Below are 21,057 nucleotides of genomic sequence, written 5' to 3' on the forward strand. Positions count from 1 at the left end.
ATATTGCTAAATTATTTTACTCTTTCTAAGTAAGATCCGTCTTCGGTATTTACTTTAATTTTATCACCAGCTTCGATGAACAATGGTACCATTACTCTGGCTCCGGTTTCTACGATTGCATTTTTAAGTGCGTTTGTTGCTGTATTTCCTTTTACGCCTGGATCTGCTTCAATAACTTCTAAATAAACCGTTGGTGGAATTTCTGCTGATAAAGGTGATTCATCAGAATCTTTCAAAATAATAGTTACTTCTTCACCTGCTTTCATGAATTGAGCGTTTTCGATCATTTCTTTATCAAGATAGATTTGAGAGAAATCTTCATTATTCATAAAGTGATATCCGTTATCATCTTCATATAGATATTGGAATTTTCTGGTAATCACTTTAACCTCATCGATTTTGTGACCTGCAGAAAAAGTATTGTCTAATACTTTACCATTGGTAACCGACTTCATTTTTGTTCTTACGAAAGCTGGACCTTTACCTGGTTTTACATGTAAAAAATCAATAATTTTGAATATATCATTACTGAATTCGATACACATTCCTTTTTTAATATCGTTGCTTGTTGCCATCTAAAATAATGTTGTTTTAATTTGAATTTCAAGAAGTTATAGTCTTGAAAGTATAGTTTTTTATACGCTTAATTTATTCTTTACCAGTTCCGTATCCTTTTACAATTCCTCTTGGTGAGTTTTTAATAAACTCAAGGATCTCATCTCTTTCTGCAGTTGGAAGCATTTCTTTTTCAATATAACTTGCAGCCTGAGAAATATTCATTTTCATCTGAAAAACGGCGCGGTAAATTTTCTGAATTTCAAAGATCTTCTCATTGGTAAAACCTCTTCTTCTAAGACCTACAGAATTAATTCCCGCATAAGTCATTGGCTCACGTGCTACTTTTACATAAGGTGGAATATCTTTTCGTACTAATGTTCCACCAGAAATCATAACATGTTTACCAATTTTACCAAATTGATGTACTGCTGAAAGGCCTCCCATTACGGTATAATCGCCAACTTCAACGTGACCTGCAATCGCAGAACCGTTTACAATGATAACGTGATCACCCAACACACAATCGTGTGCAATGTGAGAAGTTGCCATGATCAGACAGTCTTCACCGATTTTGGTATAACCAAGAGCTTTTGTTCCTCGGTTGATGGTAACACATTCTCTCACTGTTGTTCTATCGCCGATAATAACTAAAGTTTCTTCACCGTCGAATTTCAAATCTTGAGGAATTGCAGAAATTACAGTACCTGGGAAAACTCTACAGTTTTTTCCAATTCTGGCTCCATCCATGATGGTAACATTAGAACCAATCCAAGTTCCTTCTCCAATTTCTACATCACCTGCAATCGTTGTAAACGGTTCTACGGTAACGTTTTTGCCTATTTTTGCACGCTTATCTACGGCAGCTAATTGGTGAATCATTTATTCAGGTTTATTTTTTGCTACCTGCGCCATTAATTCTGCTTCAACCACTACACTATCTCCAACATAACCGTACCCTTGCATGTGAACAATACCTCTTCTGATAGGTGATATCAATTCAATTTTGAAAACCATGGTATCTCCTGGAACTACTTTTTTCTTGAACTTAACTTTATCTATTTTAATAAAATAAGTAGAATAATTTTCAGGATCGGGAACGCTTGCTAAAACAAGAATCCCTCCAGTTTGTGCTAAAGCTTCTACTTGCAAAACCCCTGGCATCACTGGTTCTTTTGGAAAATGCCCTACGAAAAACGGTTCGTTCATCGTTACATTTTTCAATCCTACCACGTGAGAATCAGAAAGTTCTAAAATTTTGTCAATCAATAAAAACGGTGGTCTGTGTGGCATCAATTTCATAATTCCATTGATGTCGTAAACCGGTTCTTTATATATATCGATATCAGGAACGTTTTTCTTTTTTTGTAATTTCCACTGTCTGTTTAATTTCTTAGCAAACTGGGTATTAACAAAATGTCCTGGTTTATTTGCAATAACTTTCCCTTTAATTTTAACACCAACCAAAGCCAAATCACCAATTACATCAAGTAATTTATGACGTGCCGCTTCATTAGGATAATTTAAAGTAAGATTATCTAAAATTCCATTCGGACGAATTGAAACTTCATCTTTCCCGAAGGCTTTTTTAAGTCGCTCTGCCGTTTGCGGAGTCAACTCTTTATCAACATACACGATGGCATTAGAAATATCGCCACCTTTAATTAAGCCTGCATCCAAAAGCATTTCTAATTCATGTAAAAAACTAAAAGTTCTTGCAGATGAAATTTCAGTTTTAAATTCTGAAATATCTTTTAAAGTCGCATTTTGAGTTCCTAATACTTTGGTACCGAAATCAACCATCGTTGTTACTTCGTAAGTATCAGATGGAATAATTGTAATTTCTGAACCCGTTGCAGGGTCGCTGTAACTTAGCACTTCTTTTACAATCAGATATTCTCTGGCTGCAGCTTGTTCCTTGATTCCTGCTTTCTCGATTGCTTCTACGAAATACTTAGAAGAACCATCTAAAATTGGTGGTTCTGCACTGTCCATTTCCAAGATCGCATTATCGATATCGCATCCTACCAAAGCAGCAAGCAAATGTTCGCAAGTATGGATTCTAACTCCTAATTTTTCCAGAGTTGTTCCTCGTTCTGTCGTAGTTACATAGTTGACGTCTGCTTCGATATGAGGGTTTCCCTCAAGATCTGTTCTTACAAAAACGAAACCTGTGTTTTCTTTTGCAGGTTTCATGGTAAGAGTTACTTCGCGACCAGTATGTAGTCCGATTCCGGAGAGAGAAATCTCTTCGTTTAAAGTTTTTTGTTTATCACTCATTAGTATTATCTTTTGAGTTGAGCTCAAGATTATTTATTCGTTTAACAATATCGGTGAAATTTCTGAAATGCACATAGTTTCTTCGGTATTCACCAGCGTTGATGGCAGGTGAGCCGTACAGAATTTCGCCGTCTTTGGTGCTAGAATTCACACCACTCTGTGCTTGTATTTTAACTTGGTTTCCGATTTGGATATGACCTACAATACCGACTTGACCGCCGATTTGATTCCAGTCTCCAATTACGGTAGAACCTGCTATTCCTGCTTGCGCCGCAATTACATTGTTCTGACCAATCTTTACATTATGAGCAATTTGGATTAAGTTATCGATTTTAGTTCCTTTACCAATAGTGGTAGATCCGATCGTTCCTCGGTCAATACTACAGTTAGAACCAATTTCTACATGATCTTCTAAAACTACATTTCCTAATTGTGGAATTTTCTGATAACCATCTTTGGTCGGTTGAAAACCAAAACCATCTGAACCAATTACCGTATTGGAATGAATGATACAGTTATCTCCAATTACGCAATGATCATAGACTCTAACTCCACTATATAAGACACAATTTTTACCAATTTTTACATTTTTACCAATGTATACTTGCGGGTAAATTTGTGAACCATCACCTATTTTCACCTTTTCAGAGACACAGGTAAAAGCACCGACGTAGACATTTTCGCCTACTGAAGCCGATTCATGAAAAACCGCTCCATCTTCAATGCCGGATTTGCGCCCCTGCATTTCCTGGTACAGATTCATTAAAACCTGAAAAGCAAGATAAGCATCTTCTACAGCAATAATAGTTGGTTGATAAGTTTTGTCGGATAAAAGTTTCTCGGAAACGATTAGAACTGAGCACTTTGATTGATCAATATGCTCTGCAAATCTTTCTTGCGCAACGAAAGAAAGATGGCCTTCTTCTCCACTTTCTATAGGTGATACTCCCGTGATTAGCGCGTGCTCATCCCCTATGATTCGTCCGTTAATAAAATTTGCAATCTGCGATGCGGTAAATTCCATATCCTGCAAAGATAAGAAATTCCCAAATATGCCAAATCATTTAAGCTACAAAAAACTGCTTTAAATTTCTCGTGGGAATGATAAAATATACTTGGTATTCAATTGATTGATAAAGGAAGATAGAATTTGGTTCTCAGAATGGTCCAGCGTAATTTTTTGACCATCCTTTTGTAGTAAAAAAATAGGTTGATGATCTGAATTATAAGGCAACAGATTTCTAGAGATTTCATCTACCAATTCCGAACCGATATCTGCTCCAAATTTAAGGTTCGTTCGTGCAATTTTATCATCAATAAACTCTTGATCAAAAGGTTTCGATGACATTAGCGTTTTCGGAAACTTACGTTGAATAACGCAGTTACACAGATAAGATAAAATAACATCATCACTTTTGGTCCAAAACTTTATGGCTTGGATCACATCATTATCATCGAGTTCTGTAAAACGCTGAATATCTTCTTCTGTTGCTTTTTCAAATTGATTTTTGTGTAGGAAATAAGCCAGGTTTTCTGAAGCAGGAAGTTGTTTTCCCTGAGAAACTAAAAATTTCGCACGAGCCAAAATCTTCACCAAAAGGTATTCTGCCAGAGCAGAAGTCTTATGATAATACACTTGCCAGTACATAAACATCCGTGCTGTCAAAAAGTTTTCAATGGAATAAATACCTTTCGCATCAATCACCAATTCATCTTCAGAAACGTTCATCATCGAAATAATTCTTTGGGTATTTACATTTCCCTCAACAACTCCGGTATAGAAACTATCTCGTTTTAAATAATCCAGACGATCGACGTCAAGCTGTGATGATATTAACTGGTTAAAGAATTTTCGGTGGTATTTTCCCTGAAACATTTCTATAGCCATCGAAAGTTCACCATTAAACTCCTCATTCATTTTATTCATCAACAACAGCGACAATTTTTCATGGTGCCAATCATCCATCAGCATATTTTCTAAAGCGTGCGAAAACGGACCATGACCAACATCGTGAAGTAAAATGGCCAATAACGCACCCTTCTCTTCTTCTTTAGATACTTGAACGCCTTTCAATTTTAAAGTTTCCAAGGCGGTAAACATCAAATGCATCGCACCGATCGCATGATGAAATCTAGTGTGGGTCGCTCCCGGGAAAATTAAATTTAATAATCCTGTTTGAGAAATCCGTCGTAATCTTTGAAAATAAGGATGTTCGATAACATCAAAAAGAATTTCGTGAGGAATACTTATAAATCCGTGAACCGGATCGTTGATGATTTTAAATTTATTGGTCATAATAGAAAGTTCGATACTACAAATTTACAGTTTTCTATTCTGATTCATTTGATGGAAACATTAAGTTTAGGATTTAAACTTTTAATATTCCCAGTTTATTTAAAATAAAAAAATTTAAACATTTGGCAATTTCATTAAAGTTTAACGGAACTTTAACTTGATTTTACGGAAAAGTTGGCAGTTTTTGGTTGTATTTTTGATGACTCTTAAATATTAGAATTGCGAGTATTAATCAAGCATTTATACTCCGTTCTTAAACATTAAACAAACTAAAAAATATATGTCAAAAGTTATTTGGATAGATGATGAAGTAGATTTACTAAAACCACATATTGTATTTTTAGAAAATAAAGGTTACAAAGTTACACCCGTAAATAACGTGAATGAAGCTTTGGAAATGATTGAAAAAGAAAATTTTCAATTGGCTTTATTGGATGAAAATATGCCCGGCATTTCCGGACTGGAAGCAATTCCAATGATAAAAAATATCGACTCCGCCATTAAAATTGTAATGGTTACGAAGAATGAAGAGGAATCCATTATGGAACAAGCCATTGGTTCCCAGATTGCAGATTACATTTTGAAACCGGTAAACCCTAATCAAGTTTTACTTTCTTTAAAGAAAAACCTTCAGGAAGAAACTTTGGTTGAACAAAAAACCATTCTGGAATACCAACAGGAATTCAGAAATCTTTCGATGGAGCTTTCTTATCTGAAAACTTATAAAGACTGGGCAGAATATTATAAGAAAATTTTGAACTGGGAAATTAAATTTGATAAAGTGTTCGACAGCGAGTTTTCAGATCTATTGCAATCCCAAAAAGAAGAAGCGAATATTCAGTTCTCGAAGTTTATTGAAAACAATTACGAAGATTGGTTGAATTCATCAGACAAACCAATGATGAGTCACACTTTATTTAAAGAAAAAATAAAACCGGAAGTCGAAAAAGATAAAGTTCTTTTATTAATGATTGATAATCTTCGTTACGACCAGTGGAAAGTAATCGAGCCTTTATTCACCAAATTCTACCAGAAAACTTCGGAAGATTATTATTACAGTATTTTACCAACGGCAACACAATATGCAAGAAATGCTTTCTTTGCTGGACTGATGCCGTCTGAAATCGAGAAAAGATTCCCACAATATTGGATTAACGATAATGAAGATGGCAATAAAAACGAGCACGAACGCGACTTTTTAGAAGATCAAATGAAGCGTCTCGGCTTATCTGGAAAATCAATGAAATATCTAAAAATCTTAAATGCAGATTTTGAACGCAAAATCTTAGAAGATTTCAACCAACATAAAAACAATGACTTGCTGGTTATTGTTTACAATTTCATCGATATTTTATCTCATGCAAAAACGGATAATGTTATTGTAAACCAATTAATCAGAGATGATAAAACCTTCCGTTCCTTAACGTACAATTGGTTTGAAAACTCCTCTTTATTAAAGATTATTAAACAAGCTGCCGAGAACGGTTTCAAACTCGTTATCACGACAGATCACGGAACTATTTACGTTAAGAAACCGAGTAAAGTTGTTGGTGACCGAGAAACTTCAACGAATATTCGTTATAAAACAGGTAGAAGTTTGACCTACGAAAACGGCGATGTTTGGGCAATTTCGAATCCAGAGAAGTTATTTTTACCGAAAGGAAATTTGAGTTCCAAATATATCTTTGCAAAAAATAACATTTTTTTAGCGTATCCAAAAAATTACAATCACTTTGTAAATTATTATAAAGAAACCTATCAGCACGGTGGAATTTCTTTAGAGGAATGTATTATTCCGATTAGTATTTTAGAACCTAAGTAGTTTTTTTCATAGTTTATTTCTTTAGGTTCTACGGCGGAAAAAGCGAAAGTTTTTTCCGTTTTTTTATGCGCTGAATTTTCGCAAAACAAAATCCAAATTTGTATTTTTGAAAAAATTGAAAATTAAATGAAAATCATCTCTTATAATGTAAACGGAATTAGGGCGGCATTTACTAAAGACTTTTTAGGTTGGCTGAATATTGCTAATCCCGATGTCATCTGCATCCAGGAAAGTAAAGCGGGCAATGACCAAATCGATATCGAAAGTTTAGAGCAAAACGGTTATTTCAGTTATTGGCACTCTGCACAGAAGAAAGGATATTCTGGCGTGGGAATCGCGTCTAAAGTTCAGCCTAAGCATATAGAGTACGGTTGTGGGATTGAACATTACGATTCTGAAGGTAGAATTATCCGTGCAGACTTTGAGGGATTTTCAGTGATTTCTGTTTATGTGCCGTCGGCGTCAAATATCGAAAGACTGGATTTTAAAATGAAGTTCTGTTTCGATTTCCTGAATTATATTAAAGAGTTAAAGAAAACGATTCCTAACCTTATCATATGTGGCGATTTTAATATTTGCCACAATGCAATTGATATTCACAATCCAGAAAGTTTAAAGAACACTTCCGGCTTCCTACCGATGGAAAGAGAATGGATGACTCAATTTATCGACGAATGCGAATTGATTGACAGTTTTAGATTCTTTAATGATCAACCGGATAATTATTCTTGGTGGAGTTACAGGCAAAATTCCAGAGCGAGAAATAAAGGCTGGAGATTGGATTATAATTTCGTGTCTTATTCTTTGAAGGAGAAACTTTCTCGTGCGGCGATTTTGAGTGAAGCAGTACATTCGGATCATTGTCCGGTTTTGGTGGAACTTTCTTAGAGTATGTTTAGATTTAATGAAAAATTATTTTAAAACACAAAAGGCACAAAAGTTTTTTAGAGATGGAACTTATTGGGCTTATTAAGTTCACATAATAGATTATTTCTAAATATTGCCAATTTACCAGAGGCGAGCCTTCCGCTTTAAATGTTTTTAAGGAATTAGAAACTATGCGTCTTGTGTGCAAAATACGATTTGAGAGCGTTTAGATGTTATAAAAAATAATTTTAAACACAGATAGTTCCTCTTTAATTTTATCGAAGATAATGAAAAAGGTACGATTGTTGTCTCTTCTTTAAGAACGAGACCCAAATAAAAAAGCCGGCTCTACTGAGACGGCTTTGGTTGTTACTAACGTAAATGTTAATCGTTGTCGATAATTTCGTATTCAACGGGCATGGTTCCTTTTCTAGGATCCCCGATTGATTCGTACGCTGCCTTAGAAAGATCAAGTGCTCTGGCAGAATGAAAAGGACCGCGGTCATTAATTTCTACTACTACACTTTTTCCTGATCTCAGGTTGGTCACTTTGACCATGGTCCCGAAAGGAAGCGTTCTGTTGGCTGCAGTTAATTTTTCGTTATTAAAAATATCACCGCTTGCCGTTTTTCTACCATTAAACTTATCGTGGTAAAACGATGCAAAACTTGTCTTTTTAGCATCATCGGTATTTGTCTTAAAAGAAAACAGACCGAGAGTTGAAATCATCATTATGATTAGGAGTATTCCTCTTTTCATCATTTTGAATTTATTTTTATGGGTTTTGACTCTGCAAATTTATCCCGAAATTGACTTATACAACACCCAGACCGTTAAACACCCTTAACGAATTGTTAATTTTTTGTTAACAAACCTCGCATAGTCGCTAATAGCCCCATTTGACAAACATTGTTAATTTGTGTTAAAAAATGAGTCGATATGTTAACGAATTTAACTAATTGTTGCATAGCACGGAAATATCCCTCATCTTAAAAGACTGATTACCAACTAATTAAATAAAAAATACTTCTAGAATTTCTAGAAGTATTTTTATGCGAAATTTCTTTACAGAATTGTCAAAAAAATGATCAATTATTGCTAAATATTAAACCAATTCACCGTACAAATCGAATTCTTCAGCTGAATTAATTTTAATATCAGCAAATTCTCCGATGGATAAATAAGTGTTTTCAGCAGGAACTAAAACGGTATTGTCGACATCTGGAGAATCGAATTCTGTTCTTCCAACAAAATAATTTCCTTCTTTACGATCGAAAATACAACGGTAAGTTTTCCCGATTCTCTCCTGGTTTTTCTCCCACGAAATCTGAGATTGTAATTCCATGATCTCTTCAACTCTGGCTTCTTTTACTTCTTGAGGAACGTCATCCTCTAAAACGTAAGCAGTGGTATTTTCTTCATGAGAATAAGTAAAGCATCCTAAACGATCGAATCTTTGCTCACGAACCCATTCTTTCATTTCCTGGAATCGCTCTTCTGTTTCTCCCGGGAAACCAACAATCAGCGTTGTTCTGATCGCCATATCTGGAACCATTTGTCTGAACTTCGATAATAATGCATTGGTTTTCTCGTGAGAAGTTCCACGTTTCATAGCTTTCAACAAATCAGAATTGATATGCTGTAAAGGAATATCGATATAGTTACAAACCTTTGGTTCGTTTTTAATGATCTCTAAAACATCTTCTGGGAAACCTGTAGGGAAAGCGTAGTGCAAACGAATCCACTCTATTCCTTCTACTTTTACCAAACGCAAAAGCAAATCACCTAAAGCTCTTTTCTTATATAGATCTAAACCGTAATAGGTTAAATCCTGTGCAATTAAAATGAGTTCTTTAACTCCTTTTTTGGCTAATTTTTCTGCTTCAATCACCAGGTTTTCAATTGGCGTTGAAATATTCCCACCTCTCATTAAAGGAATGGCGCAGAAAGAACAAGGTCGATCACACCCTTCAGAAATCTTTAAGTACGCGTAATGTCTTGGTGTAGTCACCATTCTTTCGCCCACCAATTCGTGTTTGTAATCGGCTCCTAAATGCTTTAATAATAAAGGTAAATCACGGGTTCCGAAATATTGATCAACATCTGGAATTTCTCTGATCAAATCCGGCTTATATCTTTCTGATAAACAACCTGTAACGAAAACCTGTTCTACTTCGCCTCTGTTTTTCGCCTCTACATATTCTAGAATGGTATTAATAGATTCTTCCTTAGCATTATCGATAAAACCACAGGTATTGATTACAACGATATCTCCTTTATCTTCGTGTACCACTTCTTTTCCGTTGGCTTGTAATTGTCCCATCAACACTTCAGAATCATATACATTTTTGGAACAACCTAATGTAACGATATTGATTTTCTTTTTTCCGACGGATTTTGTACGCATATATTTAAAGTAATAAGTTGATTAGCAATTGCTAATTTTTTGTGGGTGCAAATTTAGTGATTTATTTATTACAGAAACCCAAAAAATGAAATGATGTTTTTAAAGAAAAAAAAAACCTTTAAACATGTTAATGTTCAAAGGACTTTAAATATTTTTATTAAAATTTAGAAATCGAAGTTCTAGATCAATTTCTTCAAGTAATCACCATAACCGCTCTTACCGTATTTCTCGGCAGATTTCAGCAATTGTTCTTTATTAATAAATCCTTTCACGTAAGCGATTTCTTCGATACAAGAAATTTTGAATCCCTGTCTCTTTTCCAAAACCTTTACAAATTCTGACGCTTCGTGTAAAGAATCAAATGTTCCGGTGTCTAACCAAGCTGTTCCGCGCGACATTACACCAACTTCCAATTGTCCTTTTTCAAGATAAATTCTATTAATGTCAGTAATTTCTAATTCTCCTCTTACTGATGGTTTTAAATTCTTGGCATATTCTACTACTGAGTTATCATAGAAGTATAATCCTGGAACAGCAAAGTTTGATTTTGGTTCTTCTGGTTTTTCTTCGATGGAAACGGCTTTCAAATTTTCATCAAATTCGACAACACCATATCTTTCAGGATCTGAAACTTGATATGCAAAAACGCAACCTCCTTTTACAGTAGTTTTGCTTTCTAATAGTTTTGCTAAACCTGTTCCGTAGAAAATATTATCTCCCAAAACTAAGGCAACAGAATCGTCACCGATAAATTCTTCGCCCAAAATAAAAGCTTGAGCTAAACCATCTGGACTGGGTTGAATTTTATATTGAATATTGCAGCCAATCGCAGATCCATCACCTAAAAGCTTGATAAATCCTTCTTGATCGTGCGGCGTTGTAATAATTAAGATATCCTTAATTCCTGCTAACAATAAAGTCGAAAGCGGATAATAAATCATCGGCTTATCATAAACCGGCATTAACTGTTTGCTAACTGCGATGGTTAATGGATAAAGTCTTGTTCCCGATCCGCCAGCTAAAATTATTCCTTTCATCTTATGAGTATTGTTTTTCGTAATATTTCTGATAATCTCCGCTGGTTACATGTTCCAGCCATTCTTTATTCTCAAGAAACCAATCGATTGTTTTTCCTAATCCCTGTTCGAAAGTTACACTTGGCATCCAACCCAATTCTTTGTTAAGTTTGGTTGCATCAATGGCGTAGCGTAAATCATGACCTGGTCTGTCTTTTACGTAAGTGATTAATTTTTCTGAATGGCCTTCCGGATTTCCAAGTTTCTCATCCATTTGTTTGATGAGTTCTTTCACTAAATCGATATTCTTCCATTCGTTAAAACCACCGATGTTGTAAGTTTCACCAGTTTTCGCTTCGTAAAATATTTGATGAATCGCTTTTGCGTGATCAATTACATATAACCAATCTCTTGTATATTTTCCATCTCCATAAATCGGCAAAGGCTTTCCATTTAATATATTAGAAATACAAAGCGGAATTAATTTCTCAGGGAAATGATTTGGACCGTAATTATTAGAACAGTTGGAAATGATAAATGGCATTCCATAAGTATTTCCGTACGCTCTTACCAAATGATCAGAAGCTGCTTTACTCGCTGAATAAGGAGATTTCGGATCATACGCCGTTGTTTCTAAAAAGAAACCTGTTTCGCCCAAACTTCCATAAACCTCATCGGTAGAAACATGGTAAAATAAATTTTTACGAGTTTCATCTGGGAAATTTCCATGTTGATGATCTGGATTCAAGGTCCAGAATTCTCTGGCCAAGTTCAAAAGATTCGCAGTTCCATTGACGTTTGTATTAATGAAAGCACTCGGATCCTCGATACTTCTGTCAACGTGACTTTCGGCAGCTAAATGTACAATCGCATCTGGATTATATTTTTCAAAAACCTTTCTTAACTCATCAACATTGGTAATATCTGCTTTCTCGAAAACGTAATTAGGTTCGTTTTCGATATCTTTTAAATTTTCAAGGTTACCGGCATACGTTAAGGCATCTAGATTGATAATTTTGGAATCAGGATGATTTTTCACAAATTCCCGAACAACATGTGAACCGATGAAACCGGCTCCACCGGTGATAATTATATTTTTCATATTTATTCTTTACTAAAAATTACCTTCTGCAAAGGTAGGTTGTATTTTATCTTTTTCTGAAAGTAGGATATCGACCATTGGCAACTTCCAGTCAATCTGTAAGTCACCATCATTCCATAATACGCCACCTTCAGATTCTTTATTATAGAAATTATCGCATTTATAGGCGAAAACAGCAGTTTCCGAAAGAACAGAAAAACCATGACCAAAACCTCTCGGAACATAAAACTGTAATTTATTTTCAGCAGAAAGTTCAATACCATACCATTTTCCAAAAGTTGCCGAGTCTTTTCGTAAATCAACCGCCACGTCAAAAACCTTTCCTTCCAGGCAAGAAACTAATTTAGCTTGTGAATGTTCACCCTTCTGTAAATGAAGTCCTCTTAAAACGCCGTAAGAAGATTTAGAAATATTGTCCTGAACGAAATGACCGTTCATTCCGGTAAGTTCTTCAAATTTTTGTTCATTGAATTTTTCGTAAAAATAGCCTCGATCGTCTTCAAAAATAGTAGGTTCAATGATATAGCAGTCTTTGAGCGGAGTTTCTTTAATTTTCATTAAAAGATTTTATTTAGAAATTGAAATTTGTTTTTTAATATTTATTTTTATTAATAAATACAAGACAACGGCCGGTAGCAAAATTACTGAAAAAATCAACCAATCTGGTAAATCTGAAAAGATTACAAACAAATTGATTACTAATTGAATTAAAGCATACGCAAAACTCACCCTGAGATGAGAAATTTTCTTTTCATTTGCAAATAACTGATAAAGATGTCTGCGGTGTGCGTCAAAAATATTTTCTTTCAATCTTAATCTTTCGATAATCGTAAGAATAGTGTCTGCGCCATAAACTGTTAAAAAAAGAATCCATTTCAATTGTCCTGTTTTAAACATTATTAATGCCAAAAGCGCGATTACCCAAAATGCAATTCCCATGCTCCCAATATCTCCCAGGAAACACTTTGCTTTTTTCCGAAAATTAAAGAATAGAAAAACCAAACTGGCAAGTAGTGGATAAATAATAAAATTAGGATCGATAAATGTGATGAAATTTTGATTAATATACCACAACGAGCCCAAAACAATCAAACTATATATTCCGGACATTCCATTGATTCCATCCATAAAATTATAGGCATTAAGGATACCAATAATCAAGATATAGCAAATTGGGATTGCCCACAAAGGCAGTAATTGAAAAGCATTAATGAAATAAAGCAGTAAGGTTACCGAGATGAAATGAAAGACCAGTCGAATTTTACTGGACAATTCTCTAAGATCGTCAATAAAACTAATCGCACAAATAATTAATAATCCTGCACCAAAAATCCAGAAATTAGGTTGTACTGATTGATTCATAGAAAGCCCATAATGTTTAAAAGTCACTTGAGAGACCATAAAAAACAAATAGGCTATTGGGAAAATAATTCCGCCACCTCGAAGGGTAATTTCGGTGTGCGCACTTCTGTGGTTGGGTTTATCGATGATATTATAATTGTTGGCTATTTTGAAATAAGCCAACATGAGTACAAAAAAAACGACAGAGATGATAACGTATTCCATTAATTTTGAAAACTTTTGATGGTTTTTCCCAGACCTTCTTTAGCAGAAACTGGAAGTTTGTCGAGCTCTAAAGCTGATTTTATTTTAGCATTAGAAACTACATAACTTTCTGTAAGTTTTTTTAATCTTTCAGAATTGAGTGGTAATTTAAGCAAATCTCCGAATTTGGCAATAGCAATTATTAAAGAAGTATTAATATTCCATAATTTCGCCTTTTTTCCGGAAATATGGGCGATAATTTTCACCAACTCATTCGTTGATACGTCTTGGTCATCTGCCAAATTATAGATTCCTGAGGAAACCTCTTCATTCTGAAGCATTTTTAAAATTAAAAAATTAAGATTATCAATACTCAAAAAAGACCGTTTATTTTCAAAAGATGCCAAAGGCCATGGAATTCCTTTTTCTACTACTTTGTATAATAAATTCAAGTTTCCCTTATTTCCAGGACCGTGAATCATACAAGGTCGGATAATAAAAAGTCTTTTTCCAGAAGGTAATTTTTGATGTAATAAATAGTTTTCTGCTTCCAATTTTGATTTCCCATAAGGTGTCTGGGGATTCGCTTCGAAATTTTCATCAAGAATACCATCTACGGTATCAGCGGCAGCTTTTACAGAACTGAAGTAGAAAAAATCTTTGGTTTCAGAGGTCAGGAATTGGTCAAAAAGCTGTATGGTAAGATCTCTGTTGATCTTAAAATAAGATTCATCATCTGAAAAGTTGCTGGTATCATGCGCTTTTCCTGCGAGGTGGATGATTACGTTTAAATTTTGGGGATAAACCCACTCTTCACGCAATGACAACGACTTAACTTCTAAATCATTGTTTTGTAAAAATGTAGATAAATTTTGGCCTACAAAACCTGTGGCACCAGTGAGGATGATTTTCATTATTTAGAGTAGCAAAAAATTAAAATATCACCCGGTAAAATACTGGTCGATGATTGATTGGTTGAAGCATTTATCGTTGTTCCTTTTTGACTGTCTACAATTTTGATTCCTTTAGCAACTTTATAAGTAAATGAAATAGCATCTTTAATACTTTTATTTTGTATGATCACAAACTTTTGATTGCTAGTTTCCAAGAGTGACACTAAGACCGATTCTTTGGTTTTATTAAAAACTTTGAAATTTTCGGGCAAGAAATTCAGTGCCTCTGTACCAGGAGGAATTGTAATTCCATCATGGTAGACTCCAGTAACATTTCCATTTCCAAATATCCAGGAAATATTTTGTATTTGAGTATTTACATTTTTCACCAAGTTATAGGTGGGTGTAGGTTTTCCATCTTCGTAAACAATCGAGAACTGAAAATCATTTTTTCTCCTATAATCTTCATTTAATGTCCAATAAGTAAAATATTGTAAACCCTTAGCTCCGTATAACAAATTGCCAAACTGCTGTAACTTTAGACCACCTAAAGTAGGTTGGGAATATTGGCCGAAAATAGTACTATTCGCAAAACCCCAAAATGGTTTATTTATTTTCAGGGAGATTTTTCTGATATCTTCTAAGTTTTTGTACCATGCTATATTAACCTCATTGTTTTTAATAGGATAATAGTCAAAAGAAATAAAGTCCGATTTCACTTCCAAGGCAAATTTCTGCAAGTATGTGAGATATGAACTTGTTCCCAACTGTTCAGTCGATGCGTAACTGGGGAATAAATTGACATAAAATTTTCCTTTTTTATCAAATTTTCTAATTCCCTCTATTCTCCACTCCAGCATTGGAAATTGATCAACCGAGGGCTCATCTGCGATATAGGATCCATAAAATGCAGGATAGTCTTTAATCCGATTGATGATACTTTGAGGCTGCAACATTAACGAATCTGAATAAATAAAAAGTTTTACACCGGCCTTTTCGGCGGCATTCAAATCGCGAATTATATCTGCTGTGCTTTGATAAACACTAAGGCCGATATTGAAGCCTGCATTTTTAAAAGTAACAAAATCTTCCACTTTACCACTTTGCACGCCATGAAATGCTAAAATAGGGAAGTTTTCCTGTGAATTTGCACGGGAACAACAAAGCATTAATAAAAGCATTATGATCCGAAACATTCCTTTATTTTTTATTAATATACCCTAAAATTTTCCATAAAAATCTAAATCGGACTTTTATAGGATTATATTTAATATCATTTTGCTGAAAGGCCTTTTTAATTTCTTTGGTAATAATTTTATAGCTTTTCAGACCAGAACTGCTAGCTCCACCAACTGCCATAGAAGTTGTTATAATACCGGAATATTTGTAAGAAATTTTATTTTTCAGGAAATATCTGATAATCAATTCATAATCAGCTCCAATTTTATAATCTTCCCGATAATATCCGAATTGCTGGAAAAGCTTTGTTTTGATAAAAATAGATGGATGTGGCGGCATAAACCCAATCTTTAATTTTTCGGGAGTCCAATCTTCAGAAGAATATTTCCTTATTATCCGATTATTTTTATGCTGAACAATGTCCCCAGTTACTGCAGCTAAATGAGGATTTTCGGTGAGATACTTCGCAATCTTTTCGATGGTATCGTTTTCATAAAATACGTCATCGGAATTAATGATTCCGACAAAATCACCTGTTGCTTTGTGTATTCCTTTATTAATTGCATCGTACAAGCCTTTATCAGATTCTGAGACCCAATACGAAATTACCTCCTCATATTTCTGAATGATACCCGTTGTATTATCTTTAGAAGCACCATCGATGACAATATATTCAATGTTTTTATAGGTTTGGTTTTGAACTGATTTCAAAGTCTCTTCAATAGTTTTTGCACTATTGTAAGAAACAGTAATTATAGATATTTTTATCATAAATTAGATTTCCACGGTATTAACTTTTATTTTCCAAGAATCCTTCTTAGAGAATATTACAATTTTTCTGAATGCTAAACTTCTCTTTTAAGAGATCCGAAATGAAAAGCTTCATTTTTATTAATTTATATTTCCAACTATCTTTCCATTTATCAAATCAATAGTATTTTACAAAACTAGAAATTTATTCTCATGAATTAAGATTAATCTTTTCACTTTTTCACAAACGACTTTGTTTAAATTTACTTTAAAATAAGCATAATATGTTTTCGACATACTTTTCTGCGGTGAAATGCTCATTAAAGTATTTTATACCTGCCTTAGAGCGCTCTTCATATTGCTCAGGATGATCAATCATTAAGTTGACAATCTGTGAAATTTCGGCAGGAGCTTTGGGATTTACGAAAAATCCATTTTCGGTATTGACCATATCAGGAATTAGCCTGTAGTTAGTAACTATAGGAACACAACCATATGCCAAAGCTTCTAAAACAGAAACCGGCTGCCCCTCATTAATATAAAAACTCGGTAACAGAAAAAAGTGAGCACTTTTGAAAGCTTTTGCTTTTTCCTCACCATATAATCCTTCGTGATAAGTCACGCGATCCTGAAGGTTATTTTTCTCTAAATAACTGAAAAAATCGCTCCTTGCATGCGACGCCGAAGAAAACATTTCATCTTCTACATCTTCCAAAAATTTACCCGCAAAAACGGCAGTAACATTTTGATTTAATTTGTTTACCAAAACATTTACAGCCTCCAATACATCGCGATATCCTTTACTCTCAATTAAATTACTTAGATAAAGAAGCTGAATCTCCTTCTGAGGTTCTATTTTTTTTGAAGTAATCTTTGTAGAGTCGATTTTTTCCGGAAGACCATTTGGAATAGCAATGACTTTATTTTCGTAATCATGCAAAAAATGAAATTGTTTTTTAGCAAAAGTACCTTCTACAATAAGCAAATCAGTTTTATCCAAAGTTGCCTTTATTTTAATTTTAAACGATGGTGTTTGAGAATTGTAAAAGTTAGTATAATTGGCACCAAACTGATGAGCAACTACTTTTCTTTTAAAAAACTTAGCCAAATGAATGAAAATATAATCTCTTAAAAAACCTACCTTAGATTGCGCAGTATTGATATAAACCGGTGTATTTGAATTACCTACAAGTACAGATAACATTCGAAAGATCAATAAAATATTATCAATAAGTTTTGTGATCTGAAATTTTCCGGAAATTCTGTTGTTGTGAAAGTCAGGGTCGATTGACTTACCAAAATCTACAATAACTGTTTTAATATCCTTCTCTTTTAATTGATCTACGAGCAGCTGAAACATCATGGACTGCCCATTTACAAACTGGTTGTTTTGAGTGGTTGTACCCACCATTATTAACTTTTTAACCATTTCCATTTTGTTTTATCCATTCCCAAACGACTTTCAAGCCATCATCAATCTTAATCTTAGGTTCCCAGCCTAAGTCCTGTTTTATTTTATCAATATTCAAAACATTAAATTCACAATCAAAATTTCGGGAAGGTTTTAGCTCTGTTTGAACGGTCTTTTGAGCGACGGAACCGATTTTGGAGACAATTTCTTTGATGCTAACTGGACTGCCTGATCCCACATTATAGATGTGCGTTGTGGACGGTTGAGCAGCTGCTTCTATACATTTGAAAACAGCTTCTGCCAGATCATCTACAAATATGAAATCACGTACAACTTTGCCATCATCATATAATTGAATGGTGCTTTGCTGAATAAGTGATTTAAACGCAAATCCAATAATTCCTTGAGGTTTTGTTAAATTTTGGAATTTCCCATATACATTCGAAGGTCTAAGAATATAACTTTCAAAATTTGAAGTATTCGTTATAAATTTTATATAATTTTCGGTGATAAGTTTAGAAAGTCCGTACTCAGAAATAGGGGATTTATCATCCTTTTCTTGCCAAAGTCTAGGTTCATCTATATTACCGTACACTGTGCCTCCAGAAGAAAGATAGATGAATTTTTTCAAAACTGATGACTCCGCTTTTTGCAGAAATGCAACGACCGGTTTAATGTTTGTATCAAAATCCAGCGCCAGTGATTCATTGAAAGATCCTGGAATTAGAGAACTTGCAAGCCATATAATAACCTCCGCATCTTTGACAGCCTCAATAAGCAATTCTGTATTTTCGACATTGGTACTCACAGATTGTACATTAACTGGAAATGTTTTGTTACTGGAGTTGTTCCCTATGAGCGTAATTTTATAGTTCTTTTCAAGAAAAAAATGGGTGAAATTTTTCCCAATGAAACCATGACCACCAATGATTGCTATATTTTTCAATTTTAAATCTATTTTGTTGTTAACAAATATATTTGTTACTCTCATATCCAACGCTGTGAAATATAAGAAATATCAATAACTATTTTTTAAATATTTCTGTAGAATACGCTGAAATTTGGTGTTCATCTTTTTCTACAAAGTTAAAATCTGCAGCATTTTTACTGTAAACCGAGAAGTTTTTTACAACCTGATCAATTGCTTGCTGCAAATCCTGTCGGTTTTCAGGATCAAAAGACACTCCTGTTTCAGGATCCAGAAGCAATTCATTCAGAGAACCAATTCTATCGCTGAGCACCAAAGCACAATTCCTGTATAATGCCTCTTCCACTACTAATCCCCAAGGCTCTGAAAATGAAGGAAGTATAAATACATGATGTTTTTTATATATAGCATCTAAATCTTTGTTATCTACAAATCCCAGCCAAGTTATATTGTTTTTTGAAATGGCTTTAAGCTCCGTTTCTAAAGTTCCATTTCCTGCTATAGTGAGCGGTAGTCCGTTTTCATTAAAAACTGCAATTAAATTTCGTAGGTTCTTCAGTTCTATAATCCGACCGACGTATAAAAATTTAAATTCATTATGCCGCTCAACGAAAGTTTCCCGGACGGGCTTATCTGCCAAACCTACTCCCTTGGTTACAATTACCTTTTCACGAAAGCCCATCTTTCGAAGCACAATTTCGTGCATTTTTCCCGAGGCTAAAGCTTGGGAATATCTCGACAACACTATTTTTTTGATATAAAAACGAGGCCCAGAAAGTTTGGTTTCACCGGCTGATTCACATTGTAGAATATTTTTTTTTTGGGGGGTAAGAAATGAGTTTAAAATAAACTCAGGATCAACATATCCACCATATATAATTTTTTCAAAACTAAATGCTTTAACGATTTTCCTTAAAGCAAAGAAAGATTCTAAAATATTTCTCTGATTTAACTGCTTCTCATTAAGCATTTTATAGGGAAACTTAATATTTTCCTGAAAATCTTTATCGATGACTACCTGATCATAGTAACCAATAAATACTACAAAAATTTTACGGTGCTTCGCAATTTCATTGTATAAGTTAATTTTGTAAAAAGCTGGACAGTTATTTAGAATCAGCAGGTCATAATGATCTTTCATTTACAGTAATTTACTTAATGAAGTGATATAGGCATTTGCCATCTCAACCCGATCTTTATTGCCGGTTAGGGTAAATAAAATCCTATGAAATTTTAATTCTAAAAGTCTCCTTTTAAGATATTTTTTTAGGTTGAATTTGTATTTCGTAAAATAAATTTTAATCGCTTCTGTACCGATATCCAAGAGTTTTACATTATAAGCATCTTTCACTTCAATTAAATGGATATATGATCTGGAAGGATCAAAAATAGTTTTTTTTCCTAACTTATTCAGTCTAAGTGCAACATCAGGCTCTTCAAAATACATAAAGATCGATTCATCATAAAGGCCTATTTTTTCGAAATCAATTTTTCGGAAGAAAACAAAAGCTCCCGATAAATAAAATTTTACCGGATTAAAATACTTTACTTTATTCACCAATTTCAAAATGAGACTTGAAAATACGGGTACAAAATATTCTGGGTTAATAAAGTACGAATAATCAGTTGAACCATTGTGCTGACTAAAACCTACAGTGGCAACCTGCTCATCCGAAAAATGTTCGATTGCTTTTTTAAATAAGGATTCTTTCAGACGGACGTCTGGATTCATAATGGCGATAATATCACCTGTCGCAGCTCTAATACCAATATTATTTCCATGGCCGTATCCTAAATTTTGATTTTTAAAAAAGATAATTTTATCATCGTAATTATCTTCCAAGAATTTCTTGATGACGGCTCCTTCTTCTTCACTGCTATTATCCACCACAATAATTTCAAGCTGATCATCTGGCAAATCATTGTATTTGTAAATGGAATCGATGCAATCTTTTATAAGACGCATCGAATTAAAAGTGACTATAATGATGGATAACTTCATAATT

General features: G+C 34.0%; 20 protein-coding genes. 2 read left to right on the top strand and 18 right to left on the bottom strand.

What is annotated here, in order from left to right; all coding sequences use genetic code 11:
• Positions 1-11 precede the first annotated feature (11 nt).
• The 5 genes from efp to Q73A0000_RS09370 form a co-directional block, all read right to left on the bottom strand.
• Positions 12-575, bottom strand: a complete 564-nt coding sequence (efp, locus tag Q73A0000_RS09350) for an elongation factor P (RefSeq protein ID WP_133438832.1) — start codon at positions 573-575, stop codon at positions 12-14.
• Positions 576-648: 73 nt separating this feature from the next.
• Positions 649-1,437: an acyl-ACP--UDP-N-acetylglucosamine O-acyltransferase gene (lpxA, locus tag Q73A0000_RS09355; RefSeq protein ID WP_193810712.1), complete on the bottom strand. Its 789-nt coding sequence runs from the start codon at positions 1,435-1,437 to the stop codon at positions 649-651.
• Complete coding sequence (locus Q73A0000_RS09360; protein ID WP_193810713.1) at positions 1,438-2,835, bottom strand: bifunctional UDP-3-O-[3-hydroxymyristoyl] N-acetylglucosamine deacetylase/3-hydroxyacyl-ACP dehydratase; 1,398 nt, start codon at positions 2,833-2,835, stop codon at positions 1,438-1,440.
• Positions 2,828-3,859, bottom strand: coding sequence for a UDP-3-O-(3-hydroxymyristoyl)glucosamine N-acyltransferase (gene lpxD / locus Q73A0000_RS09365; protein WP_193810714.1), 1,032 nt, complete (start codon positions 3,857-3,859; stop codon positions 2,828-2,830). Before lpxD ends, Q73A0000_RS09360 begins: the two co-directional genes overlap by 8 nt.
• Positions 3,860-3,919: 60 nt before the next feature.
• Positions 3,920-5,131: an HD domain-containing protein gene (locus Q73A0000_RS09370; protein ID WP_193810715.1), complete on the bottom strand. Its 1,212-nt coding sequence runs from the start codon at positions 5,129-5,131 to the stop codon at positions 3,920-3,922.
• 280 nt (positions 5,132-5,411) lie between these two features.
• On the opposite strand from Q73A0000_RS09370, the gene Q73A0000_RS09375 reads away from it, so the two are divergent.
• Positions 5,412-6,953: a PglZ domain-containing protein gene (locus tag Q73A0000_RS09375; RefSeq protein ID WP_193810716.1), complete on the top strand. Its 1,542-nt coding sequence runs from the start codon at positions 5,412-5,414 to the stop codon at positions 6,951-6,953.
• 126 nt (positions 6,954-7,079) lie between these two features.
• Positions 7,080-7,841 (top strand): exodeoxyribonuclease III, encoded by a 762-nt coding sequence (locus Q73A0000_RS09380; protein ID WP_193810717.1) that lies wholly within the window; start codon positions 7,080-7,082, stop codon positions 7,839-7,841.
• Positions 7,842-8,204: 363 nt separating this feature from the next.
• On the opposite strand, the gene Q73A0000_RS09385 is transcribed toward Q73A0000_RS09380, so the two are convergent.
• The 13 genes from Q73A0000_RS09385 to Q73A0000_RS09445 form a co-directional block, all read right to left on the bottom strand.
• A complete protein-coding gene (locus Q73A0000_RS09385) occupies positions 8,205-8,582 on the bottom strand; it encodes a septal ring lytic transglycosylase RlpA family protein (RefSeq protein ID WP_193810718.1) in 378 nt (125 codons plus the stop codon).
• A gap of 343 nt (positions 8,583-8,925) precedes the next feature.
• Positions 8,926-10,227, bottom strand: coding sequence for a 30S ribosomal protein S12 methylthiotransferase RimO (gene rimO, locus Q73A0000_RS09390; protein WP_193810719.1), 1,302 nt, complete (start codon positions 10,225-10,227; stop codon positions 8,926-8,928).
• A 179-nt stretch (positions 10,228-10,406) separates the two neighbouring features.
• On the bottom strand, positions 10,407-11,264 hold the full coding sequence (gene rfbA, locus Q73A0000_RS09395; RefSeq protein ID WP_193810720.1) for a glucose-1-phosphate thymidylyltransferase RfbA: 858 nt from the start codon (positions 11,262-11,264) through the stop codon (positions 10,407-10,409).
• Position 11,265: 1 nt separating this feature from the next.
• Complete coding sequence (gene rfbB / locus Q73A0000_RS09400) at positions 11,266-12,345, bottom strand: dTDP-glucose 4,6-dehydratase (RefSeq protein WP_193810721.1); 1,080 nt, start codon at positions 12,343-12,345, stop codon at positions 11,266-11,268.
• Between the two features lie 12 nt (positions 12,346-12,357).
• Positions 12,358-12,903 carry a dTDP-4-dehydrorhamnose 3,5-epimerase gene (gene rfbC, locus Q73A0000_RS09405; protein ID WP_193810722.1) on the bottom strand — a complete coding sequence of 182 codons (546 nt, stop codon included), beginning with the start codon at positions 12,901-12,903 and terminating at the stop codon, positions 12,358-12,360.
• A 9-nt stretch (positions 12,904-12,912) separates the two neighbouring features.
• Positions 12,913-13,911 carry an MraY family glycosyltransferase gene (locus Q73A0000_RS09410; RefSeq protein ID WP_193810723.1) on the bottom strand — a complete coding sequence of 333 codons (999 nt, stop codon included), beginning with the start codon at positions 13,909-13,911 and terminating at the stop codon, positions 12,913-12,915.
• Entirely contained in the window at positions 13,911-14,804 is an 894-nt protein-coding gene (locus tag Q73A0000_RS09415; protein WP_193810724.1) for an NAD-dependent epimerase/dehydratase family protein, read from the bottom strand. The genes Q73A0000_RS09410 and Q73A0000_RS09415 overlap by 1 nt, the downstream gene beginning before the upstream one ends.
• Positions 14,804-15,979: a hypothetical protein gene (locus Q73A0000_RS09420; RefSeq protein WP_193810725.1), complete on the bottom strand. Its 1,176-nt coding sequence runs from the start codon at positions 15,977-15,979 to the stop codon at positions 14,804-14,806. The genes Q73A0000_RS09415 and Q73A0000_RS09420 overlap by 1 nt, the downstream gene beginning before the upstream one ends.
• A gap of 4 nt (positions 15,980-15,983) precedes the next feature.
• Positions 15,984-16,733 carry a glycosyltransferase family 2 protein gene (locus Q73A0000_RS09425; RefSeq protein WP_244140719.1) on the bottom strand — a complete coding sequence of 250 codons (750 nt, stop codon included), beginning with the start codon at positions 16,731-16,733 and terminating at the stop codon, positions 15,984-15,986.
• Between the two features lie 247 nt (positions 16,734-16,980).
• A complete protein-coding gene (locus tag Q73A0000_RS09430; protein ID WP_193813694.1) occupies positions 16,981-18,141 on the bottom strand; it encodes a glycosyltransferase family 4 protein in 1,161 nt (386 codons plus the stop codon).
• Entirely contained in the window at positions 18,134-19,069 is a 936-nt protein-coding gene (locus Q73A0000_RS09435) for an NAD-dependent epimerase/dehydratase family protein (RefSeq protein ID WP_193810726.1), read from the bottom strand. The genes Q73A0000_RS09430 and Q73A0000_RS09435 overlap by 8 nt, the downstream gene beginning before the upstream one ends.
• A 79-nt stretch (positions 19,070-19,148) precedes the next feature.
• A complete protein-coding gene (locus Q73A0000_RS09440; protein WP_193810727.1) occupies positions 19,149-20,192 on the bottom strand; it encodes a glycosyltransferase family 4 protein in 1,044 nt (347 codons plus the stop codon).
• The gene (locus Q73A0000_RS09445) at positions 20,193-21,053 is read right to left on the bottom strand and encodes a glycosyltransferase family 2 protein (protein ID WP_193810728.1); all 861 of its coding nucleotides are present in this window, start codon (positions 21,051-21,053) and stop codon (positions 20,193-20,195) included.
• Positions 21,054-21,057: the final 4 nt, after the last annotated feature.

Source organism: Kaistella flava (ex Peng et al. 2021) (genome assembly GCF_015191005.1).
Lineage (GTDB): Bacteria > Bacteroidota > Bacteroidia > Flavobacteriales > Weeksellaceae > Kaistella > Kaistella flava.

Excerpts from the sequence above, each read along its gene's own strand:
- Q73A0000_RS09420 (WP_193810725.1), bottom strand. The coding sequence starts at position 15,979 with ATGTTTCGGATCATAATGCTTTTATTAATGCTTTGTTGTTCCCGTGCA.
- rfbA (WP_193810720.1), bottom strand. The coding sequence starts at position 11,264 with ATGAAAGGAATAATTTTAGCTGGCGGATCGGGAACAAGACTTTATCCA.
- Q73A0000_RS09410 (WP_193810723.1), bottom strand. The coding sequence starts at position 13,911 with ATGGAATACGTTATCATCTCTGTCGTTTTTTTTGTACTCATGTTGGCT.
- rimO (WP_193810719.1), bottom strand. The coding sequence starts at position 10,227 with ATGCGTACAAAATCCGTCGGAAAAAAGAAAATCAATATCGTTACATTA.
- Q73A0000_RS09445 (WP_193810728.1), bottom strand. The coding sequence starts at position 21,053 with ATGAAGTTATCCATCATTATAGTCACTTTTAATTCGATGCGTCTTATA.
- Q73A0000_RS09440 (WP_193810727.1), bottom strand. The coding sequence starts at position 20,192 with ATGAAAGATCATTATGACCTGCTGATTCTAAATAACTGTCCAGCTTTT.
- lpxA (WP_193810712.1), bottom strand. The coding sequence starts at position 1,437 with ATGATTCACCAATTAGCTGCCGTAGATAAGCGTGCAAAAATAGGCAAA.
- Q73A0000_RS09385 (WP_193810718.1), bottom strand. The coding sequence starts at position 8,582 with ATGATGAAAAGAGGAATACTCCTAATCATAATGATGATTTCAACTCTC.
- Q73A0000_RS09375 (WP_193810716.1), top strand. The coding sequence starts at position 5,412 with ATGTCAAAAGTTATTTGGATAGATGATGAAGTAGATTTACTAAAACCA.
- rfbB (WP_193810721.1), bottom strand. The coding sequence starts at position 12,345 with ATGAAAAATATAATTATCACCGGTGGAGCCGGTTTCATCGGTTCACAT.
- rfbC (WP_193810722.1), bottom strand. The coding sequence starts at position 12,903 with ATGAAAATTAAAGAAACTCCGCTCAAAGACTGCTATATCATTGAACCT.
- Q73A0000_RS09370 (WP_193810715.1), bottom strand. The coding sequence starts at position 5,131 with ATGACCAATAAATTTAAAATCATCAACGATCCGGTTCACGGATTTATA.
- Q73A0000_RS09415 (WP_193810724.1), bottom strand. The coding sequence starts at position 14,804 with ATGAAAATCATCCTCACTGGTGCCACAGGTTTTGTAGGCCAAAATTTA.
- lpxD (WP_193810714.1), bottom strand. The coding sequence starts at position 3,859 with ATGGAATTTACCGCATCGCAGATTGCAAATTTTATTAACGGACGAATC.
- Q73A0000_RS09360 (WP_193810713.1), bottom strand. The coding sequence starts at position 2,835 with ATGAGTGATAAACAAAAAACTTTAAACGAAGAGATTTCTCTCTCCGGA.
- Q73A0000_RS09380 (WP_193810717.1), top strand. The coding sequence starts at position 7,080 with ATGAAAATCATCTCTTATAATGTAAACGGAATTAGGGCGGCATTTACT.
- Q73A0000_RS09430 (WP_193813694.1), bottom strand. The coding sequence starts at position 18,141 with ATGGTTAAAAAGTTAATAATGGTGGGTACAACCACTCAAAACAACCAG.
- Q73A0000_RS09425 (WP_244140719.1), bottom strand. The coding sequence starts at position 16,733 with ATGATAAAAATATCTATAATTACTGTTTCTTACAATAGTGCAAAAACT.
- efp (WP_133438832.1), bottom strand. The coding sequence starts at position 575 with ATGGCAACAAGCAACGATATTAAAAAAGGAATGTGTATCGAATTCAGT.